The following is a 15,150-nucleotide window of genomic DNA, read 5'->3' as shown; positions in this document are numbered from 1 at the left end:
GGCGGGCGTGGAATAAACGGACGCCCTTCATGTTTGCCCGTTGCGTGGGGCCGCTGGCCGCCGTCCCGTGGGCGCTTTCACGGGCGGAACGGCCATTTTTTGTGCCGCGGCGGTCACAGGAGAGGCATTTTGAACATCCCCTGCTATCGTGGTATATGCCGAAGGGCGCAGCGGCCGTCCGGGGTCGTCGCCGATCCCTCATCCTCCCGGTCTATGACGCTTTGACCCGACGGCTGGCCATGTCCATTCCCGACGCGCCCATTTCCGCGGCCTCTTCGGATGCCCGCACCACGTCCGCACGCCGGCTCGGCACCGATCGGCCCGGCACCGATCGTTTAGGCCGCCCGCGGCGCGGACGCCTTTCGGTCGTCATCCCCTTCTACAACGAGGGTCCCAACATCGACGCGCTGTTCGCCCGGCTGACCCCGGTGCTGGACGGGCTGGACATGGAGTGGGAGGTGGTCTGCGTCAACGACGGCAGCCGCGACGACACCGTCGACCGGCTGCTGGACGTCCATGACCGCGACCCGCGGGTGAAGGTGGTCGACCTGTCGCGCAACTTCGGCAAGGAGCTGGCGCTGTCCGCCGGGCTCAGCCACACCACCGGCGACGCGGTGGTGCCGATGGATGCCGACCTGCAGCATCCGCCGGAACTGCTGCCGGCCTTCATCGCCAAATGGCGCGAGGGCTTCGACGTGGTCGTCGCCGTGCGGCATGCCCGCGTCGGCCAGAGCCTGAAGCACCGGCTGTTCGCCCGGCTGTTCTACTGGGTCTTCGACCATCTGTCGGAGATCAAGCTTCCGCGCGAGGTCGGCGATTTCCGCCTGATGGACCGCCGCGTGGTCGAGGTCATCAACCGGATGCCGGAGCGCACGCGCTTCATGAAGGGCATCTTCGCCTGGGTCGGCTTCCGTCAGGCCGCCATCCCCTATGAGCAGGGGGAGCGCGCCGGCGGCGACACCAAATGGGGCTTCGTCAAGCTTCTGCGCCTGTCCTTCGACGGTCTGACCGCCTTCTCCACCTTCCCCCTGCGGGTGTGGAGCCTGGTCGGCATGGCCGTATCGGGCGTTGCCTTCGTCTATATCCTGATCCGGCTGGTCCGCACGCTTTTCCACGGCATCGACGTGCCCGGTTACGAATCGCTGCTGGTCGCGGTGCTGTTCCTGGGCGGCATCCAGCTGATCACGCTGGGCATCATCGGCGACTATCTGGGCCGCGTCTTCGCCGAGGTGAAGGGCAGGCCGCTGTTCATCGTGCGCTCCGCCCACGGCTTCGGCACGGCGGACGATCCGCATGGGGCGGAACTCGATCCGCTCGGCGAGCCTGTGGGGCAGGAGCGGGCGGGTCAGGAGCGGCAGCGATGAGCATCGAGACCCGCCGGCTGACCGGCGGCGAGGGCGCCGTCGGCGGATCGCCCGCCGCCCGCCGCCCGGCCGCAGCCGCCGCACCATCCTCCATCACCGTCGGCAGCCTCGTACAGCCGCACGGCGACGCCGCGCTGTGGGACGGGCTGTCGCGCGCGCTGCTGCTGGGGCTGCTGATCCTGGCTGCCCTGACCTTTCTCAGCTACGGCATCAGCACGGACGAGGAGGTTCAGCACATCTACGGCAAGAAGCTGCTGTCCTACTACACCAGCTTCTTCCAGGACCGGTCTGCCTTCCATTTCAAGGATCTGGCCTATTACGGCGGCCTGTTCGACCTCGTCACCGCCGTCATCGTGCCCTTCTCCCCTTTCGAGGAGTATGAGACGCGGCACCTGCTCTGCGCCCTGGTCGGGGTGCTGGGCATTGCCGGGACATGGCGCTACACCCGGCTTCTCGCCGGCCCGCGTGCCGGATTCATCGCCGCAGTGCTGCTGTCGCTGAGCGGCGTCTATTACGGCGCCATGTTCAACAACACCAAGGACGTGCCGTTCGCGGCCGGCATGGTGTGGACGCTCTATTTCGCCACCCGAATCCTGAAACAGCTGCCGCGGCCCAGCCGCAGCGCGGTGCTGAAGTTCGGTCTGGTTCTGGGCCTGACGCTGGCGATCCGTGTCGGCGGGGTGCTGGCCGGCTTCTATCTGGCCGTCGCCATGGCGCTGCATTTCGCGCTGGTGACGCGGCAGGAGGGGCATCGCTGGGCTCTCACCGACGCGCGGCGCGCCTTCCTGTCCCTGTGGCCGGCGATCCCCGTCGCCTATGCGATCATGGCCGTCTTCTGGCCCTGGGTGGTGCAGAGGCCGCTGCGCAACCCGCTGGAGGCGCTGCGCGTCGTCTCCCACTTCCCCATCGACATCCAGACCCTGTTCATGGGCGAGCTGGTCCATTCCAACGATCCGCCCGCCCTGTACCTGCCGGTCTATCTGGCGGTGAAGCTGCCGGAAGCGGTGGTGATCGGCGTCGCCGCGGCGGTGGTGCTGGCGGGGATCTGGCTGGCCCGCGGCGGCTGGCGGCGGACCGGCGCCTTCACGCTGGTGCGCTACACCCCGCTGGCGCTGGCGGGGTTCCTGCCGATCCTGCTGTTCATCCTGATGCGGCCGTCGGTCTACAACGGCATCCGCCATTTCCTGTTCCTGGTGCCGCCCTTCGTGGTGATGGCGGCCATCGCCGCCGACCGGCTGTGGACGCTGTGCCAGCGCGGCGGCCGGGCGCTGGGGCAGGGCTTCGCCGCCGCGATGACCGTGGTCGCGGTGGTGTACGCGTGGCAGCTGGGCGCCATGCACCCGAACCAGTACGTGTACTACAACCAGTTCGTCGGAGGCGTACGGGGCGCCGACGGCAAGTTCGAGCTGGATTACTGGGGCAATTCCCTGCACGAGGCGCTGCAGGAGCTGATCGAATATGTCGAGCGCGAGAATGACGGGCGCGCGCCGCCGCGGCAGTACACCCTGACCGTCTGCGGCAACACGCTGGCGGTCCGGTTCGAACTGCCGCCCTGGCTGCGTCTGGTCAACGGCATCGAACCGGATTGGCGCCGGGCTGACTTCTTCCTCGCCTTTACCCAGGTCAAGCGCTGCCCGTCGCTGCTGGACGGCCATCCGATCCTGGAGATCGCGGCCGACGACGTGCCGCTGTCCATTGTCAAGGACCGCCGCCCGCCCAAGTCCGACGTTCCGACGGAATGACCGTCCCACGGCGTAAACGCCAGACCGAATAGGAGCCTGACCGGTCGGGGAGGGGGAGCGGCCGGGGAGTACCCCTGACCGCTCCGCCGCCGTCTTTCGCCGGATCGCCCTTCGCGGCCCTGTCCGCCCCCGGACCTCCCCCACTCTCCGGACCCTGATGTTTCAGGGCCGGGCGGAGGCGGGTATGCGGCGCAGGCTGCTCTTGGGCGTTTTATGTCTGCTGCTGTCGAGCGTTTCCTTCGGTCAGACCGGGGCCATCGGTCTCGACCGTTCCGGCGAGGGCTCAGGTAGCCCGTCCGGCGATGCACTGACCGATCTGGTGACCCGCGCCGTGGAGGAGCACCGGCCGCCGGCCGAAGCGGGCAGTCTGGTCGTCGGCGTGATCCGCGACGGCCGGACGCTGGTGGTCGGGCGCGGCGACGCCGGGCGCCCGGATGGCGGCCCGCCGGACGGGCGCACGCTGTTCCAGATCGCCTCCCTCACCAAGCCCTTCACCGGCACCATCATGGCGGAACTGGTGCGGGAGGGCCGCCTGTCGCCCGACGATCCGCTGGAGCGGCACCTGCGGCGCCTCGGGCCGGTGCAGGTTGCCCATCTGCCGGACTATGACGGCTTGCGCATCCGTCTGCGCGACCTCGCCACCCACACCGCCGGCCTGCCCAGCGTGCCCGAGACGCCGCGCTTTTCCTGGAGCCGGCTGGAGGACCCGCGCAACCCCTACAAGCCGCTGTCGCGCGCCGAGCTTGGGCTGTGGCTGTCCGGCTACCATCTGCCGGTGCCGCCGGGCGTGCGCTTCAGCTATTCCAACGCCGGGATGGCGGTGCTGGGGGAGGCACTGTCCGCCGCGGCCGGCCAGTCCTACGAGGCCCTGTTGAGGCGGGTGGTGACCGACCGCTTCGGCCTGCGCGACACCACCCTGCAGCCGACGGCGGAGCAGCGGGCGCGCAAGGCGGCGGGCCATGCCCGCGGCCGGACCGTGCCGGATTGGGAGGCGCCGGCGATGCTGCCCGCCTTCGGCCTCTATTCCTCCGCCGACGACATGCTGCGCTGGCTGTCCGCCAATCTGGGCGATTGTCCCGGCCGGGCGGCCGGGCCGGGCGGACAGGGCTGTGCCCCCGGCGCATCGGCGACCCTGGCGCTGGCGCAGACGGTGCAGGTCGATGGCCGGACGCTGGCCGATCCGGGCAGCCTGGGGGCGGGGGCGATGGCGCTCGGCTGGTTCGTCGCCTGGGCGGGAGATGGAACGCCGATCCATTGGCATTCCGGCTCCACCGGCGGTTTCAACGCCTACATCGCCTTTTCGAAGGCGCATCGCTGGGGCGTGGTGGCCTTGACCAACAGCGATCCCGATCAGGTCACCGCCGACCGTGTGGTGATCGATCTCGTCCGCCGCCTGGAAGCGCGGCCGGAGGTGGCAAGCCTGCCGTGAGCGGTACTGCCGCCGTCAATGCAGGCGGCGCGGCGCCTTGGCGGGAATTTCCACATCGGCGCGGGCCTGGGCGATGGGGCCGGCCTGATGGTGGGCAAGGCGCCAGCTGCCGTTTTCCCGTGCGAACAGGTTGGTGGCGGCCAGGACGGCGCCCCCCAGCATCTCCTCGCAGACCACCAGGGCGGTGTCACCATGCAGGGTGACCCGCTCGTTCCGGGCCTCGACGGAGACGCCGTTGGGAGCCCGCAGAACGTCGCGCCAGCTGGTCAGCACGGCATCGCGCCCGAACAGGGCGGTCCAGCCGGGATGGATGCAGGACACGGGCAGCGTCTCCGCCCACAGCGCTTCCATCGCGGCGGCGTCGCGGTTGGTGAAGGCGCGGTAGAAGGCCTGGTTCAGGGCCAGCAGAGTGTCGCGGTCGGTCATGGCTTCTGTCCGGGCGATGGTTCCGGGAACGGGCGAGGCACGGCCGTCCGGCCGGCATCAGTCCGCTTGTAATGAAGCCATCCGGCATGGGCAAGCGCCGGTCCGGGCGGTTCCGGGCCGGCGCTGTGACAAGTTGGCTGCCGAAAAGGCGGCTCAGGCCTTGAGGTCGACGCTGTTCGGCTTGGTGGCTGTGGCGGATGCCGCCTCCTTCACCGCCGCACCGTCCTTGCCGGCTGACAGCCCGTCCACCGGGGCTGACAGGTCGAGCGTCAGGTGGGTGACGCCGTTCTTGGAGGTGGTCGGCTTCAGCACCGCCAGCCCCTTCATCCCGTCGCCGCCGGCCTTGGAGGCCATGTCGTTCAGCTTGCCGAGGATGTCCTTGATCTCGTCGTCGCTGAAGCCTTCGGAGCGGACGATCATGCCGGTGGACTTGCCGGTGGCCGTGGTGGTGATGCCGGTGGCGCTCAGCGCCATGTCGCCGCCCTTGCCCAGCGAGGCCTGGAGCCGCTGGTCGTCGCGGCGGAAGTCCAGGGTCGATTTGGCGAAGGAGATGCGGACGCTGCGGTCGCCGTCCTGGATCTCCAGCTCGATCCCGTGGGATTCGATCGACCATTGCGACTGGGTGGCCTGCATGTCCACCGACAGCTGGCTGAGGTCCATGCCGTCCAGCTTGGATTTCAGCTTGTCGCCGAAGCCGCTGACCGCGTCGTCGATGCGGTTCTTCGGAACGCCCAGCATGCTCAGCGCGTCGCCCAGCCCCTGCTTCAGCGCATCGACGCCCTTGCCGAACATGCCGGCCAGATCGTTGCCGTGGTCCAGCGCCGACTGCATCAGCGATTGCGCTTGGCGGGCGCGGTCGACGCCGCTGTTGCCGGCCGCCAGGGCGCCACCGCCGCCCGCGGCCTGGGCGCCGCCCTTGCCGGTCAGACTGTCCAGCAGCGATTCCATCGACTGGCTGATGGTGTAGGCCGGCGACTGGCTCTTCTTCTCCGCCTTGTCGCCATCGACCGACTTCGCGTCCGATTTGGCCAGCGCGTCCTTCGCCGTGCCGGCCGTCTTTGACGAACCGTTCTGCACAGCCGTGGACAGCACCGAAGGTTTGCCGTTCGGGCCGCTGAGCTCCGCGTAATACATGGATGCCCCCGCATCGCGTTGTTTGTGCGCAAGCCGAAGCATGACCCCGACAACCTTTACCAGATGTTAATTTTGGATATTTCTTTGAATGATTGAGATAACTTCGTTACCTTACTAATCGTCGAAGTCTTCGGAACTTCCTTTCCTAAGCTTTCCTCCATTTGTACCGCCACTTGTTTCGGCTGCGTGATGACATGCGGCGAGCGGCCGCTTTCACCCGGCCGGGGCCGCTGTTACCCTGATGGCAAAAGGACCCGCAAGAAGGGAACCCGCCATCATGACCGACCGACTTTCCATCGCGCTCGTCCAGGACGATCCGGCCGCCGGCAGTCTGGCCGCCAACGCCGACCGCATCCGCGCCGCCCGGGCGGAGGCCGCAGCCCGCGGCGCCGACCTTGTCGTCTGCCCGGCCGGCGCGCTGTCCGGCGTCCCTCTGCTGGATCTGGCCGCTCAGCCCGCCTTCCTCGACGCCGTGGAGGCGGCGGCCCGGGGGCTGGCTGAGGATACCGCCGATGGGGGGCCGGCCTTGCTGGTCGGCGCCCCCTGGCGTGACGGCGCCAAGCGGCACAATGCCGCGCTGCTGCTGGACGCGGGCAGGATCGCGGCGATCCGTTTCCAGGCCGAAATGGGTGGTGGCGAGATCGGCGCGCCTGAGGATGATCGTTTCGATGCCGGTCCGATGCCGGGACCGGTGAATGTCCGCGGTGTGCGCGTCGGCCTGCTGGTGGGCGGCGATCTGGCAAGCGCCGACGTGGCGGAAACGCTAGCCGAAAGCGGGGCCGAGCTTCTGGTCGCGCTGCTCGCCAGCCCCTTCGCCCCCGGCCGTGCCGACGAGCGGCTGCAGGCCGCTGTCGCGCGGGTGGTGGAGTGTGGCCTGCCTCTGGTCGCGGTGAACGCGGTCGGCGGCGAGGACGAGCTGGTGTTCGACGGCGGCAGCTTCGCGCTGGCGTCTGGCGGCCGGCTGGTCGCGCAGGCGCCGCTGTTCGCCGAGCATCTGCTGCTGTCCCGCTGGGAGCGTGGCGACGACGATTCCTGGGACAGTTCCGAAGCCGAAACGATTGCGCCGGTCGAGGGGACGGAGGCGCTCTATGGCGCGCTGGTCCTGGGCCTGCGCGACGCGGTGGCGAAAGGCGGCGCGCCGGGCGTGGTGGTCGGCCTGACCGGCGGGCTGGACTCGGCGCTGACCGCCGCCATCGCCGCCGACGCGCTGGGGCCGGAGCGGGTGCTGGCGGTCCGCGCCCCGCTGCCGGGCAGCGGTGTCGATGCGCTGGCGGACAGCCTGGACGATGCGGCCGAGATCGTCGAACTGCTGGGTTGCCGCCTGGACAATGTCGCGCTGGCGCCGGTGCTGAAGGCTGCCGACTCGCTGCTGGCGCCGGTCTTCGCCGGGCGCGACTCGGCCGGGGCGGCGGACCGGCTGCATGCCCGCCTGCGCGCCGCGACCCTGGCGGCACTGGCGGAGCGGATGGGTGCGCTGCTTCTGTCCACCGCCGACCGCACCGACCGGCTGCTCGGCCTCGTGCCCGAGGAGTCGGGTTGCGGCTATGCCGTGCTGGCCGACGTGCCGAAGGCGCAGGTGCTGGAACTGGCGCGCTGGCGCAACGCCAACCAGCCGGCGGGATCGCGCGGGCCGGCCGGGCGGGTGGTCCCGGAACGGGTGCTGGCGCGCCGGCTGAAGGCCGCGACGCCGGCCGGACTGCCGCCGGTGGAGGCGCTGGACGATCTGCTGGCGGGCCTGCTCGACGGCGGGTTTTCGCCCGCCGATCTCGCCGGGCGCGGGCATGCGGCCGAAACGGTGGAGTCGGTGTGGCGGATGGTGGTTCGGGCGGAAGCGGACCGCCGCCGGGCGCCGCCGGGGCCGCGCGTCTCGCGCCGCACCGTCGCGCGGCTGCGGCGCTTTCCGGTCGGCTGCGGCGCCATCGATCTGTCTTGAGCGGGGAGTGAAGGGGGAGCGGACCGTCCCCCTTCACTCTCCATCTTCTGCCGGACCGGAGGTCAGCCGCGGGTCAGCTTGATGATCGTGGCGAGCATGCCGAAGCTCCACAGCACGGCCGGCAGCACGATCCAGGTCGGATGGAAGATGATCGCCAGCGGCATGATGAAAATCAGCAGCATGGCGGGGAAGACGAGATAGGGGGAGTTGCCCCAGTTGGTCAGCAACCCGGCCGGGTTCTCGTCTTCACCGAAATAAGCATCGGCGGTAACCGCTTGGTCCGTCATCTCTATCACCCAAAGTTTTTGTGGTTATTCCCTGTCCCGCATTGCAGCAGGACATCGGTTCATACGCCACGATGCTTTGGATGGCCAGAGCGCAGTCTTGGCCTTTGCTTTCGACTTTGGTCGAAGGCTATGCGGCTTCGGTGAGGGCCAGTTGCGGACGGCGCAGGCTGGACTGGATGGTGAAGGGCGCACGGACGCCGCCGTTGAACAGCTCGGCGCATTCCAGGGCCTTCAGCACACGCTCCTCCGGAGGCTGGCCGGCGGTGGAGGCGAGCGAACCCAGCGCATAGTCGGAGCCGCAGCCGATGGCGTGATAGCCGCGCACCGCCTCGCCGACCTGATAGTCGGACTGCACGGTGAACAGCCGGCCTTCCAGCCCGACCATGAAGGTGCCGCCGGTCTCGACATCGTTGGAGCGGTGGGCGTAGCCGCCGTCCTTCAGGCAGTTGCGGACGGCATCGACGAAGTCCACCACCATGTAGCGGAACAGGTCGGTGTCGCCGTCACGCTGCGGAACCTCCAGCCGGTAATGCAGCAGCTGGCCCATGCGGAAGGAACTGGTGAAGCCGATCAGGCAGTCGCCGTTGCGGAACACCTTGGTGTCGGCGCGCACCGTGATGTCCAGGCCGTTCACCCCGGCGCTGTCGCCGCCCATCCATACCCGGTCGCCGTCCACCAATCCCACAATGCAGGTCATCGCCAGCCCTCGCCCGATGAAAAAAGAAACCGAGGCAAAGGGTGTGGGAAGGCGGTTAATGAATTATTGCCCAGCTTTGTGACATTGCCCGTGACAAAGGAGGTATCGCTACCCCCTTCGTCATGACTTTCTCTGGTCACTTCACCAAATCGACCAGAGCCTTGACAGTATTCTCCGCCCCTTCGGCGATCTGGACCAGGTTGGCGTCCAGCATGTAGCAGGGCGAGGTGACGATCTTCAGCCCGGGATCGACCACAATCTCGCCATGGCCGGTGTTGCGGTGGACGGCACCCATCGACTCCAGCGCGGCGGCGGTGCCGGGGTCGTTGCCGATGGTCAGCTCCACCCCCTGCTGGCCCAGGATCTTGGCGAGGATGGCCGGGGCGATGCACAGCGCGCCGATCGGCTTGCCGGCGGCACGCATAGCAGCGACGGCGGCCACCACCTGCGGGTTGACCGAGCAGTCGGCGCCCTTGAAGGCGAAATCGCTGAGGTTCTTGGCGGCGCCGAAACCACCGGGGAAGATCAGCGCATCGACGTCGCCGGCCGAGAACTCGCTGAGCGGGGTGATCTTGCCGCGGGCGATGCGGGCCGATTCGACCAGCACGTTGCGGCTCTCGCCGGTCTCCTGGCCGGTCAGGTGGTTGACGACATGGGCCTGCGGGATGTCGGGGGCATAGCACACCGCAACCGCGCCGGCCCTGGCGATGGCCAGCAGCGTGCAGACCGCCTCGTGGATTTCCGCACCGTCATACACGCCGCAACCCGACAGCACGACGCCGATGCGCAAGCTCTTGTCCGCCATAGGAAGTCTCCGAGGTTGGATTTGCCGCCAAGCTAACGCAGGCGGACGGCCGCGCCTACCGTGCCAACGGACGCAGGGACCCATCTGTTGCGCGGATGCATCGGTTGCGGACCGCTTTCGGAAGGCGCGCCGGCCGTGCTAGGACTGCCCGCCTGTCCCGTCCGCAACCCGAGTCCTGCCATGTCCACCGCCGTCCGTTTCGCCCCCAGCCCGACCGGCCGCATCCATGTCGGCAATGTGCGCCTCGCGCTCGTCAACTGGCTGTTCGCGCGCAAGACCGGCGGCAGCTTCATGTTCCGGCTGGACGACACCGACGAGGAACGGTCGACCCAGGAGTTCGCCGACGGCATCGCCGCCGACCTGACCTGGCTCGGCCTCACCTGGGATCGTTTCGCCCGCGAAAGCGACCGCTATCCGCGCTATGACGAGGCGGCTGCCGCGCTGAAGGCGGCCGGCCGGCTCTATGCCTGCTACGAGACGCCGGAGGAGCTGAACCTCAAGCGCGCCAGTCTGGTGTCGCAGGGCCGCCCGCCGATCTACGACCGCGCAGCACTCCGCCTGACCGACGGGGACCGCGCCCGGCTGGAAGGGGAGGGGCGCAAGCCCCACTGGCGTTTCAAGCTGAACCCGACTCCGGTGGAATGGACCGACCTCGTCCGCGGGCCGGTGCGGTTCGAGGGCACGGCGCTGAGCGACCCGGTGCTGATCCGCGAGGATGGCCGGCCGCTCTACACTCTGACCAGCGTGGTTGACGACGCCGATTTCGCCATCACCCACATCATCCGCGGCGAGGACCATGTCGCCAACACCGCGGTCCAGATCCAAATCTTCGAAGCGCTTGGCGCTGCGGTGCCGACCTTCGCTCATCTGCCGCTGCTGACCGATGCCGGCGGGCAGGGGCTGTCGAAGCGGCTGGGCAGCCTGTCGGTCGGCAGCCTGCGCGACGAGGACGGCATCGAGCCGATGGCGGTCAACAGCCTGCTGGCCAAGCTCGGCACCTCCGATCCCATCGAGGCGCGGCTGACGCTTGACGAGCTGGTGGCGGAGTTCGACCTGTCGAAGATCGCCCGCGGCACGCCGAAGTTCGATCCCGACGAGCTGGGCCGGCTGAACGCCCGCATCCTGCACCTGACGCCCTTCGACGCGGTGGCCGCCCGGCTGGAGGATCTCGGCCTGACCGGCGCCGATGCCGCCTTCTGGGAGGCGGTGCGGCCCAATCTGGCGCGGCTGAACGACGCGCGCGACTGGTGGGCGGTGACCCATGCGCCGGTGTCGCCGCTGGTGGAGGATGCCGCTTTCCTGGCCCAGGCGGCAGCACTGCTGCCCGACGAGCCGTGGGACCTCGGCACCTGGGGCGCCTGGACCAATGCGGTGAAGGGGGCGACGGGGCGCAAGGGCAAGGATCTGTTCCTTCCTCTGCGCCGGGCGCTGACCGGGCGCGACCATGGACCGGAATTGAAGAACCTGCTACCCCTGATCGGACGGGCGCGCAGCCTCCGGCGACTGGCCGGCGAAACCGCCTGAAACCTCTCTTCATCCTAATATCTCTCTATTCTTGGGAGTTCGGACCGTGCCGTTGGACCTCTACAACACGCTGACCCGCCGTAAGGAGCGCTTCGAGCCGCTTCGCCCGGACCATGTCGGCATGTATGTCTGTGGTCCGACGGTCTACGACACCGCCCATATCGGCAATGCCCGGCCGGTGGTGGTGTTCGACCTGCTGTTCCGGCTGCTGTCGCGGCTCTATCCGGCGGTGACCTATGTCCGCAACATCACGGACGTGGACGACAAGATCATCGACCGCGCGCGCGATAGCGGCGAGCCCATCGACGCGCTGACCGCGCGCACCACCGACCTGTTCCATGCCGACATGGACGCGCTGAACGCCCTGCGTCCGACCATCGAGCCGCGGGCGACCCAGCATATCGGCCAGATGATCGCGCTGATCGCCACGCTGATCGAACGCGGCAACGCCTATGCGGCGGAAGGGCATGTGCTGTTCTCCGTCCCGTCGATGCCCAGCTACGGCCAGCTGTCGCGGCGTTCGCTGGAGGACATGATCGCCGGCGCGCGGGTGGAGGTGGCGCCATACAAACGCGATGCTTCCGACTTCGTGCTGTGGAAGCCCAGCACGCCGGACCAGCCCGGCTGGGACAGCCCCTGGGGCCGCGGCCGTCCGGGCTGGCACATCGAATGCTCCGCCATGGCGAAGGAGCATCTGGGCGCCACCTTCGACATCCATGGCGGCGGTCTGGACCTGATCTTCCCGCACCATGAGAACGAGATCGCGCAGAGTTGCTGCGCCAACGGCACCGACCGGCTGGCCCGCACCTGGGTCCACAACGGCTTCGTGACGGTCGAAGGCGAGAAGATGTCGAAGTCGCTCGGCAACTTCTTCACCGTCCACGACCTGCTCGACGAGTTCCCCGGCGAGGCGATCCGCCTGACCCTGCTGAGCGCGCACTATCGCCAGCCGCTGGACTTCACCCGCGAGGGAATCCGGCAGGCCAAGGGCACGCTCGACCGCTGGTATCAGGCCCTGCGCGGCGAACCGGTGCCGACGGCGGCGGAAGTGCCCTTCGACGTGCTGGCGGCGCTGGAGGACGACCTGAACAGCCCGCTCGCCATCGCGCATCTGCACGAGTTGGCGACCGCGGTGAACAAGGCGAAGAGCGACGCCGAGAAGGCCGCCGCCAAGGGCGCGCTGCTGGCAGCCGGCCAGCAACTCGGCCTGCTGCAGCAGGACCCGGAGGCGTGGTTCCGCTGGGCGCCGACCGGCGGGGCCGAGGGGCTGAGCGACTCCGATGTCGAGCAGCTGATCGCCGACCGTAAGGCCGCCCGCGCCGCGAAGAACTTCGCCGAGGCCGACCGCATCCGCAAGGAGCTGGCCGACAAGGGCATCGTTCTGGAAGACGGCCCGCAGGGCACGACCTGGAAGCGGGGGTGAGATGGGAGGATTCCCTCTCCCCTCGGGGAGAGGGTTAGGGTGAGGGGGAAGCGTGGCGAGGATTCTTGGGAAGGCAGGCGGTGTCTCCCCTCACCCAGCCCTCTCCACGGGGGGAGAGGGTTACAAAGCCGGGAAAGTGTCCTTCCGCCCCATTGTCGCTACACCAACAACAAACCTTCACAAACTCCGCGGATTATCACGCCCCGCGATCCGGCTAATCTCCTCTTCAGACGAAACGCGGTCCAGACCGACCGCCTGACAGAGGAGACCCTGACCATGATCGACAATCGCACCGCCCCCTACGCCGCCTTCCTGCTGCGCGTCGGCCTCGGCCTGCTGTTTCTGGCCCACGGTCTTGTGCTGAAGGTGATGACCTTCACCATTCCCGGCACCGTCGGCTATTTCGAGAGCATCGGATATCCCGGCGTCTTCGCCTATCTCGTGATCCTGGGCGAGATCGGCGGCGGGCTTCTGCTGATCGCCGGTGTCTACACCCGCTGGATCGCGCTGGCCCTGCTGCCGATCATGATCGGCGCCACGCTGCAGCATGTCGGCAATGGCTGGGTGTTCAGCGCGCAGGGCGGCGGCTGGGAGTTCCCGGCCTTCTGGACGGTCCTGCTGGTCGTGCAGTCGCTTCTGGGTGACGGCGCCTTCGCGGTGAAGGTTCCGGCGCTGGGCGCTCCCGCCGGCCGGCGCGAGCTGGCCTGATCCGCGGCGCAAGCGCTGCCGGTCGATGCCGGGGGAGGGGGCGGGAACGCCCGCCTCCCCTTTCTTCGTCAGAGCCCCGCCAATGCCCGCCGGATCGCTTCGCGGAAGGCGTCCAGCGACGCGATGTCCAGCAGGAACAGCGCATGCCCGCGCGCGTCGCCCGCGGCCAGCGCCATGTCGATGCGCACGAACAGCACGGGATCGGTGGCGGAGCCGATGACCGCTGCGGGAGCGCCGGCGCCATAGCCCGGGACCGCCCCCGACAATTCGCCGCCGATCAGGTTGGACAGGCTGGCGAGGCAGCCGTTCAGAATGATGTTGCCGATCTCGGTCAGCGCGTCCTGCTCCATCTCGCCCGGCGCCTCAGCGGCGGGATCGACGGGGATCAGCCGGCCGACCAGGGCCAGCGTGCCGCGTTCGGGGAAGATCAGCATCGCCTCCCCGGTGAAGGGGCCGGTGAAGGCGCCGCGGACGGCGCAGACCGGCTGGTCGCCCGCCAGATCGCCGCCGACCTCCTGGGTGATGCGGGAGCGGGTCGACACCGCGAAGGACGGCACCGACAGATGCACCTCCTCCCCCAGCATGGAACTGAGGGCGGCGGCCGGCTCGCCCATGCCGATGTTGAACAGCTCGGCGATGGCGTCGGCCTCGTCGGCGTCGAGGCGAAGGGGATCTCCGGATGCGGGCTCTGCCATCGGCGTCACTGCCCGGCCGCGGCGAGGAAGTCGCGGATCTTGTCCGAGGTGATCGGCTTGGCGATGAAACGGACGCCCAGCGCTTCCGCCTTGCGCCGCAGCGCGTCCTGGACGTTGGCGGTCAGCAGGCCGATGGTAAGGCCGTCGAACCGCTCCTTCAGCCGCTCGGCGAGCGCCAGCCCGTCCATGCCCGGCATGTTGTAGTCGACGATGGCGGCGGCCGGCGGCACCTCCCCGACGATCTCCAGGGCCTCCTCGCCGCTCGCCGCCGTGACGATGGTCCAGTCGGGCCGCAGCGAAGCGATGACGCTGGAAACCATGTTGCGCGCCAGTCGGCTGTCGTCGACGACGAGGATGCTGGTCATGCCGATGATTCCGTCCTAAAGATTCCGTTCAGACCTCGCGGGCTTCTTACCGCAAACCGGTGCGTCCCACAACACGGGCCCTCGCAGGACGGCCGAGTTCTTCAACCTTTACAGCCTTCCGATATATCAATGTTCATCCAGAACAGCAGCGCCCCCGCGCCGACCAGCCCGCAGGTCCGCACCCCGGTCCGTGCCGTGCTCGACACCAACATCCTGGTGGCCTATGCGCTGCTGGGCGACGCCGCCATCCGGCGTCAGGACGCCATCCGCCGCTGCGTGGAGCGGGTGAGGGAGGATGGGGGCTTGACCGGCAGCAGCGAAACCCTGGCGGAGTTGGAGGAGGTGCTGATGCGCCCGACCTTCGACCGTTACGTCTCCGCGGCGGATCGCCGCGGCTTCCTCGACCGGATCAGGGCGGAGACCGTTCTGGTGGAGCCGGCGGCGGTCGGGCGCCTGTGCCGCGATCCGGAAGACGACATGTTCCTGGCCGCCGCCGTCGGCGGGGCGGTGCCCTGGCTGGTGACCGTCGACCGCCAACTCCTGTCGGTGCGCCGGGCCGGGGAGACGAGGGTGCTGCGGCCGGAACGCTTCCTCGACGCGCTGTGCTGATCGGGCAAC

15 protein-coding genes are annotated in these 15,150 nt (G+C 68.8%); 8 read left to right on the top strand and 7 right to left on the bottom strand.

Translation table 11 applies throughout. From position 1 onward, the window contains the following. Positions 1–239: 239 nt before the first annotated feature. The 3 genes from AB8P05_RS06235 (at position 240) to AB8P05_RS06225 (ending at position 4,535) form a co-directional block, all read left to right on the top strand. Positions 240–1,364, top strand: a complete 1,125-nt coding sequence (locus tag AB8P05_RS06235; protein WP_472759207.1) for a glycosyltransferase family 2 protein — start codon at positions 240–242, stop codon at positions 1,362–1,364. Then, positions 1,361–3,106, top strand: coding sequence for a glycosyltransferase family 39 protein (locus AB8P05_RS06230; protein WP_472759206.1), 1,746 nt, complete (start codon positions 1,361–1,363; stop codon positions 3,104–3,106). The genes AB8P05_RS06235 and AB8P05_RS06230 overlap by 4 nt, the downstream gene beginning before the upstream one ends. A 184-nt stretch (positions 3,107–3,290) precedes the next feature. Next, positions 3,291–4,535, top strand: a complete 1,245-nt coding sequence (locus AB8P05_RS06225; protein ID WP_472759205.1) for a serine hydrolase domain-containing protein — start codon at positions 3,291–3,293, stop codon at positions 4,533–4,535. 15 nt (positions 4,536–4,550) lie between these two features. Here AB8P05_RS06225 and AB8P05_RS06220 read toward each other — a convergent pair whose 3' ends face one another. Both AB8P05_RS06220 and AB8P05_RS06215 read right to left on the bottom strand, forming a co-directional pair. Beyond that, positions 4,551–4,961 (bottom strand): nuclear transport factor 2 family protein, encoded by a 411-nt coding sequence (locus tag AB8P05_RS06220; protein WP_472759204.1) that lies wholly within the window; start codon positions 4,959–4,961, stop codon positions 4,551–4,553. A gap of 153 nt (positions 4,962–5,114) precedes the next feature. Continuing rightward, positions 5,115–6,053 carry a hypothetical protein gene (locus tag AB8P05_RS06215; RefSeq protein WP_472759203.1) on the bottom strand — a complete coding sequence of 313 codons (939 nt, stop codon included), beginning with the start codon at positions 6,051–6,053 and terminating at the stop codon, positions 5,115–5,117. Positions 6,054–6,372: 319 nt separating this feature from the next. On the opposite strand from AB8P05_RS06215, the gene nadE reads away from it, so the two are divergent. Continuing rightward, the gene (gene nadE / locus AB8P05_RS06210; RefSeq protein WP_472759202.1) at positions 6,373–8,028 is read left to right on the top strand and encodes an NAD(+) synthase; all 1,656 of its coding nucleotides are present in this window, start codon (positions 6,373–6,375) and stop codon (positions 8,026–8,028) included. A gap of 62 nt (positions 8,029–8,090) precedes the next feature. Here nadE and AB8P05_RS06205 read toward each other — a convergent pair whose 3' ends face one another. The 3 genes from AB8P05_RS06205 to elbB all read right to left on the bottom strand — a co-directional run bounded on the left by AB8P05_RS06205 (position 8,091) and on the right by elbB (position 9,817). Further along, positions 8,091–8,315 carry a hypothetical protein gene (locus AB8P05_RS06205; RefSeq protein WP_455172373.1) on the bottom strand — a complete coding sequence of 75 codons (225 nt, stop codon included), beginning with the start codon at positions 8,313–8,315 and terminating at the stop codon, positions 8,091–8,093. A gap of 127 nt (positions 8,316–8,442) precedes the next feature. Beyond that, the gene (locus AB8P05_RS06200) at positions 8,443–9,012 is read right to left on the bottom strand and encodes a hypothetical protein (protein ID WP_455172372.1); all 570 of its coding nucleotides are present in this window, start codon (positions 9,010–9,012) and stop codon (positions 8,443–8,445) included. 136 nt (positions 9,013–9,148) lie between these two features. Further along, the gene (gene elbB / locus AB8P05_RS06195; protein ID WP_455172371.1) at positions 9,149–9,817 is read right to left on the bottom strand and encodes an isoprenoid biosynthesis glyoxalase ElbB; all 669 of its coding nucleotides are present in this window, start codon (positions 9,815–9,817) and stop codon (positions 9,149–9,151) included. Between the two features lie 180 nt (positions 9,818–9,997). Between elbB and gltX the strand changes: the two genes are divergently transcribed. The 3 genes from gltX to AB8P05_RS06180 all read left to right on the top strand — a co-directional run bounded on the left by gltX (position 9,998) and on the right by AB8P05_RS06180 (position 13,472). Continuing rightward, complete coding sequence (gene gltX, locus AB8P05_RS06190; protein WP_472759201.1) at positions 9,998–11,341, top strand: glutamate--tRNA ligase; 1,344 nt, start codon at positions 9,998–10,000, stop codon at positions 11,339–11,341. Positions 11,342–11,387: 46 nt separating this feature from the next. Beyond that, positions 11,388–12,764, top strand: coding sequence for a cysteine--tRNA ligase (gene cysS / locus AB8P05_RS06185; RefSeq protein ID WP_472759200.1), 1,377 nt, complete (start codon positions 11,388–11,390; stop codon positions 12,762–12,764). A gap of 276 nt (positions 12,765–13,040) precedes the next feature. After that, positions 13,041–13,472, top strand: coding sequence for a DoxX family protein (locus AB8P05_RS06180; RefSeq protein ID WP_455172368.1), 432 nt, complete (start codon positions 13,041–13,043; stop codon positions 13,470–13,472). A gap of 68 nt (positions 13,473–13,540) precedes the next feature. On the opposite strand, the gene AB8P05_RS06175 is transcribed toward AB8P05_RS06180, so the two are convergent. Then, entirely contained in the window at positions 13,541–14,167 is a 627-nt protein-coding gene (locus AB8P05_RS06175; RefSeq protein WP_472759199.1) for a chemotaxis protein, read from the bottom strand. 5 nt (positions 14,168–14,172) lie between these two features. After that, positions 14,173–14,532 (bottom strand): response regulator, encoded by a 360-nt coding sequence (locus AB8P05_RS06170; RefSeq protein ID WP_310112366.1) that lies wholly within the window; start codon positions 14,530–14,532, stop codon positions 14,173–14,175. Positions 14,533–14,661: 129 nt separating this feature from the next. Here AB8P05_RS06170 and AB8P05_RS06165 point away from each other — a divergent pair, with 129 nt between their 5' ends. Continuing rightward, complete coding sequence (locus tag AB8P05_RS06165) at positions 14,662–15,141, top strand: putative toxin-antitoxin system toxin component, PIN family (protein ID WP_472759198.1); 480 nt, start codon at positions 14,662–14,664, stop codon at positions 15,139–15,141. The last annotated feature ends 9 nt before the right edge of the window (positions 15,142–15,150 follow it).

The sequence above is a fragment of the Azospirillum sp. VT-I1 genome (assembly GCF_055698305.1).
The sequence above is the reverse complement of the archived record's forward strand: the minus strand, read 5'-3'. Positions and strand labels throughout refer to the sequence as shown.

Bases quoted from the DNA above. Each gene is read 5' to 3' on its own strand.
- AB8P05_RS06235 (WP_472759207.1), top strand. From the start codon at position 240: ATGTCCATTCCCGACGCGCCCATTTCCGCGGCCTCTTCGGATGCCCGC.
- AB8P05_RS06230 (WP_472759206.1), top strand. From the start codon at position 1,361: ATGAGCATCGAGACCCGCCGGCTGACCGGCGGCGAGGGCGCCGTCGGC.
- AB8P05_RS06225 (WP_472759205.1), top strand. From the start codon at position 3,291: ATGCGGCGCAGGCTGCTCTTGGGCGTTTTATGTCTGCTGCTGTCGAGC.
- AB8P05_RS06220 (WP_472759204.1), bottom strand. From the start codon at position 4,961: ATGACCGACCGCGACACTCTGCTGGCCCTGAACCAGGCCTTCTACCGC.
- nadE (WP_472759202.1), top strand. From the start codon at position 6,373: ATGACCGACCGACTTTCCATCGCGCTCGTCCAGGACGATCCGGCCGCC.
- AB8P05_RS06205 (WP_455172373.1), bottom strand. From the start codon at position 8,315: ATGACGGACCAAGCGGTTACCGCCGATGCTTATTTCGGTGAAGACGAG.
- AB8P05_RS06200 (WP_455172372.1), bottom strand. From the start codon at position 9,012: ATGACCTGCATTGTGGGATTGGTGGACGGCGACCGGGTATGGATGGGC.
- elbB (WP_455172371.1), bottom strand. From the start codon at position 9,817: ATGGCGGACAAGAGCTTGCGCATCGGCGTCGTGCTGTCGGGTTGCGGC.
- gltX (WP_472759201.1), top strand. From the start codon at position 9,998: ATGTCCACCGCCGTCCGTTTCGCCCCCAGCCCGACCGGCCGCATCCAT.
- AB8P05_RS06180 (WP_455172368.1), top strand. From the start codon at position 13,041: ATGATCGACAATCGCACCGCCCCCTACGCCGCCTTCCTGCTGCGCGTC.
- AB8P05_RS06175 (WP_472759199.1), bottom strand. From the start codon at position 14,167: ATGGCAGAGCCCGCATCCGGAGATCCCCTTCGCCTCGACGCCGACGAG.
- AB8P05_RS06170 (WP_310112366.1), bottom strand. From the start codon at position 14,532: ATGACCAGCATCCTCGTCGTCGACGACAGCCGACTGGCGCGCAACATG.
- AB8P05_RS06165 (WP_472759198.1), top strand. From the start codon at position 14,662: ATGTTCATCCAGAACAGCAGCGCCCCCGCGCCGACCAGCCCGCAGGTC.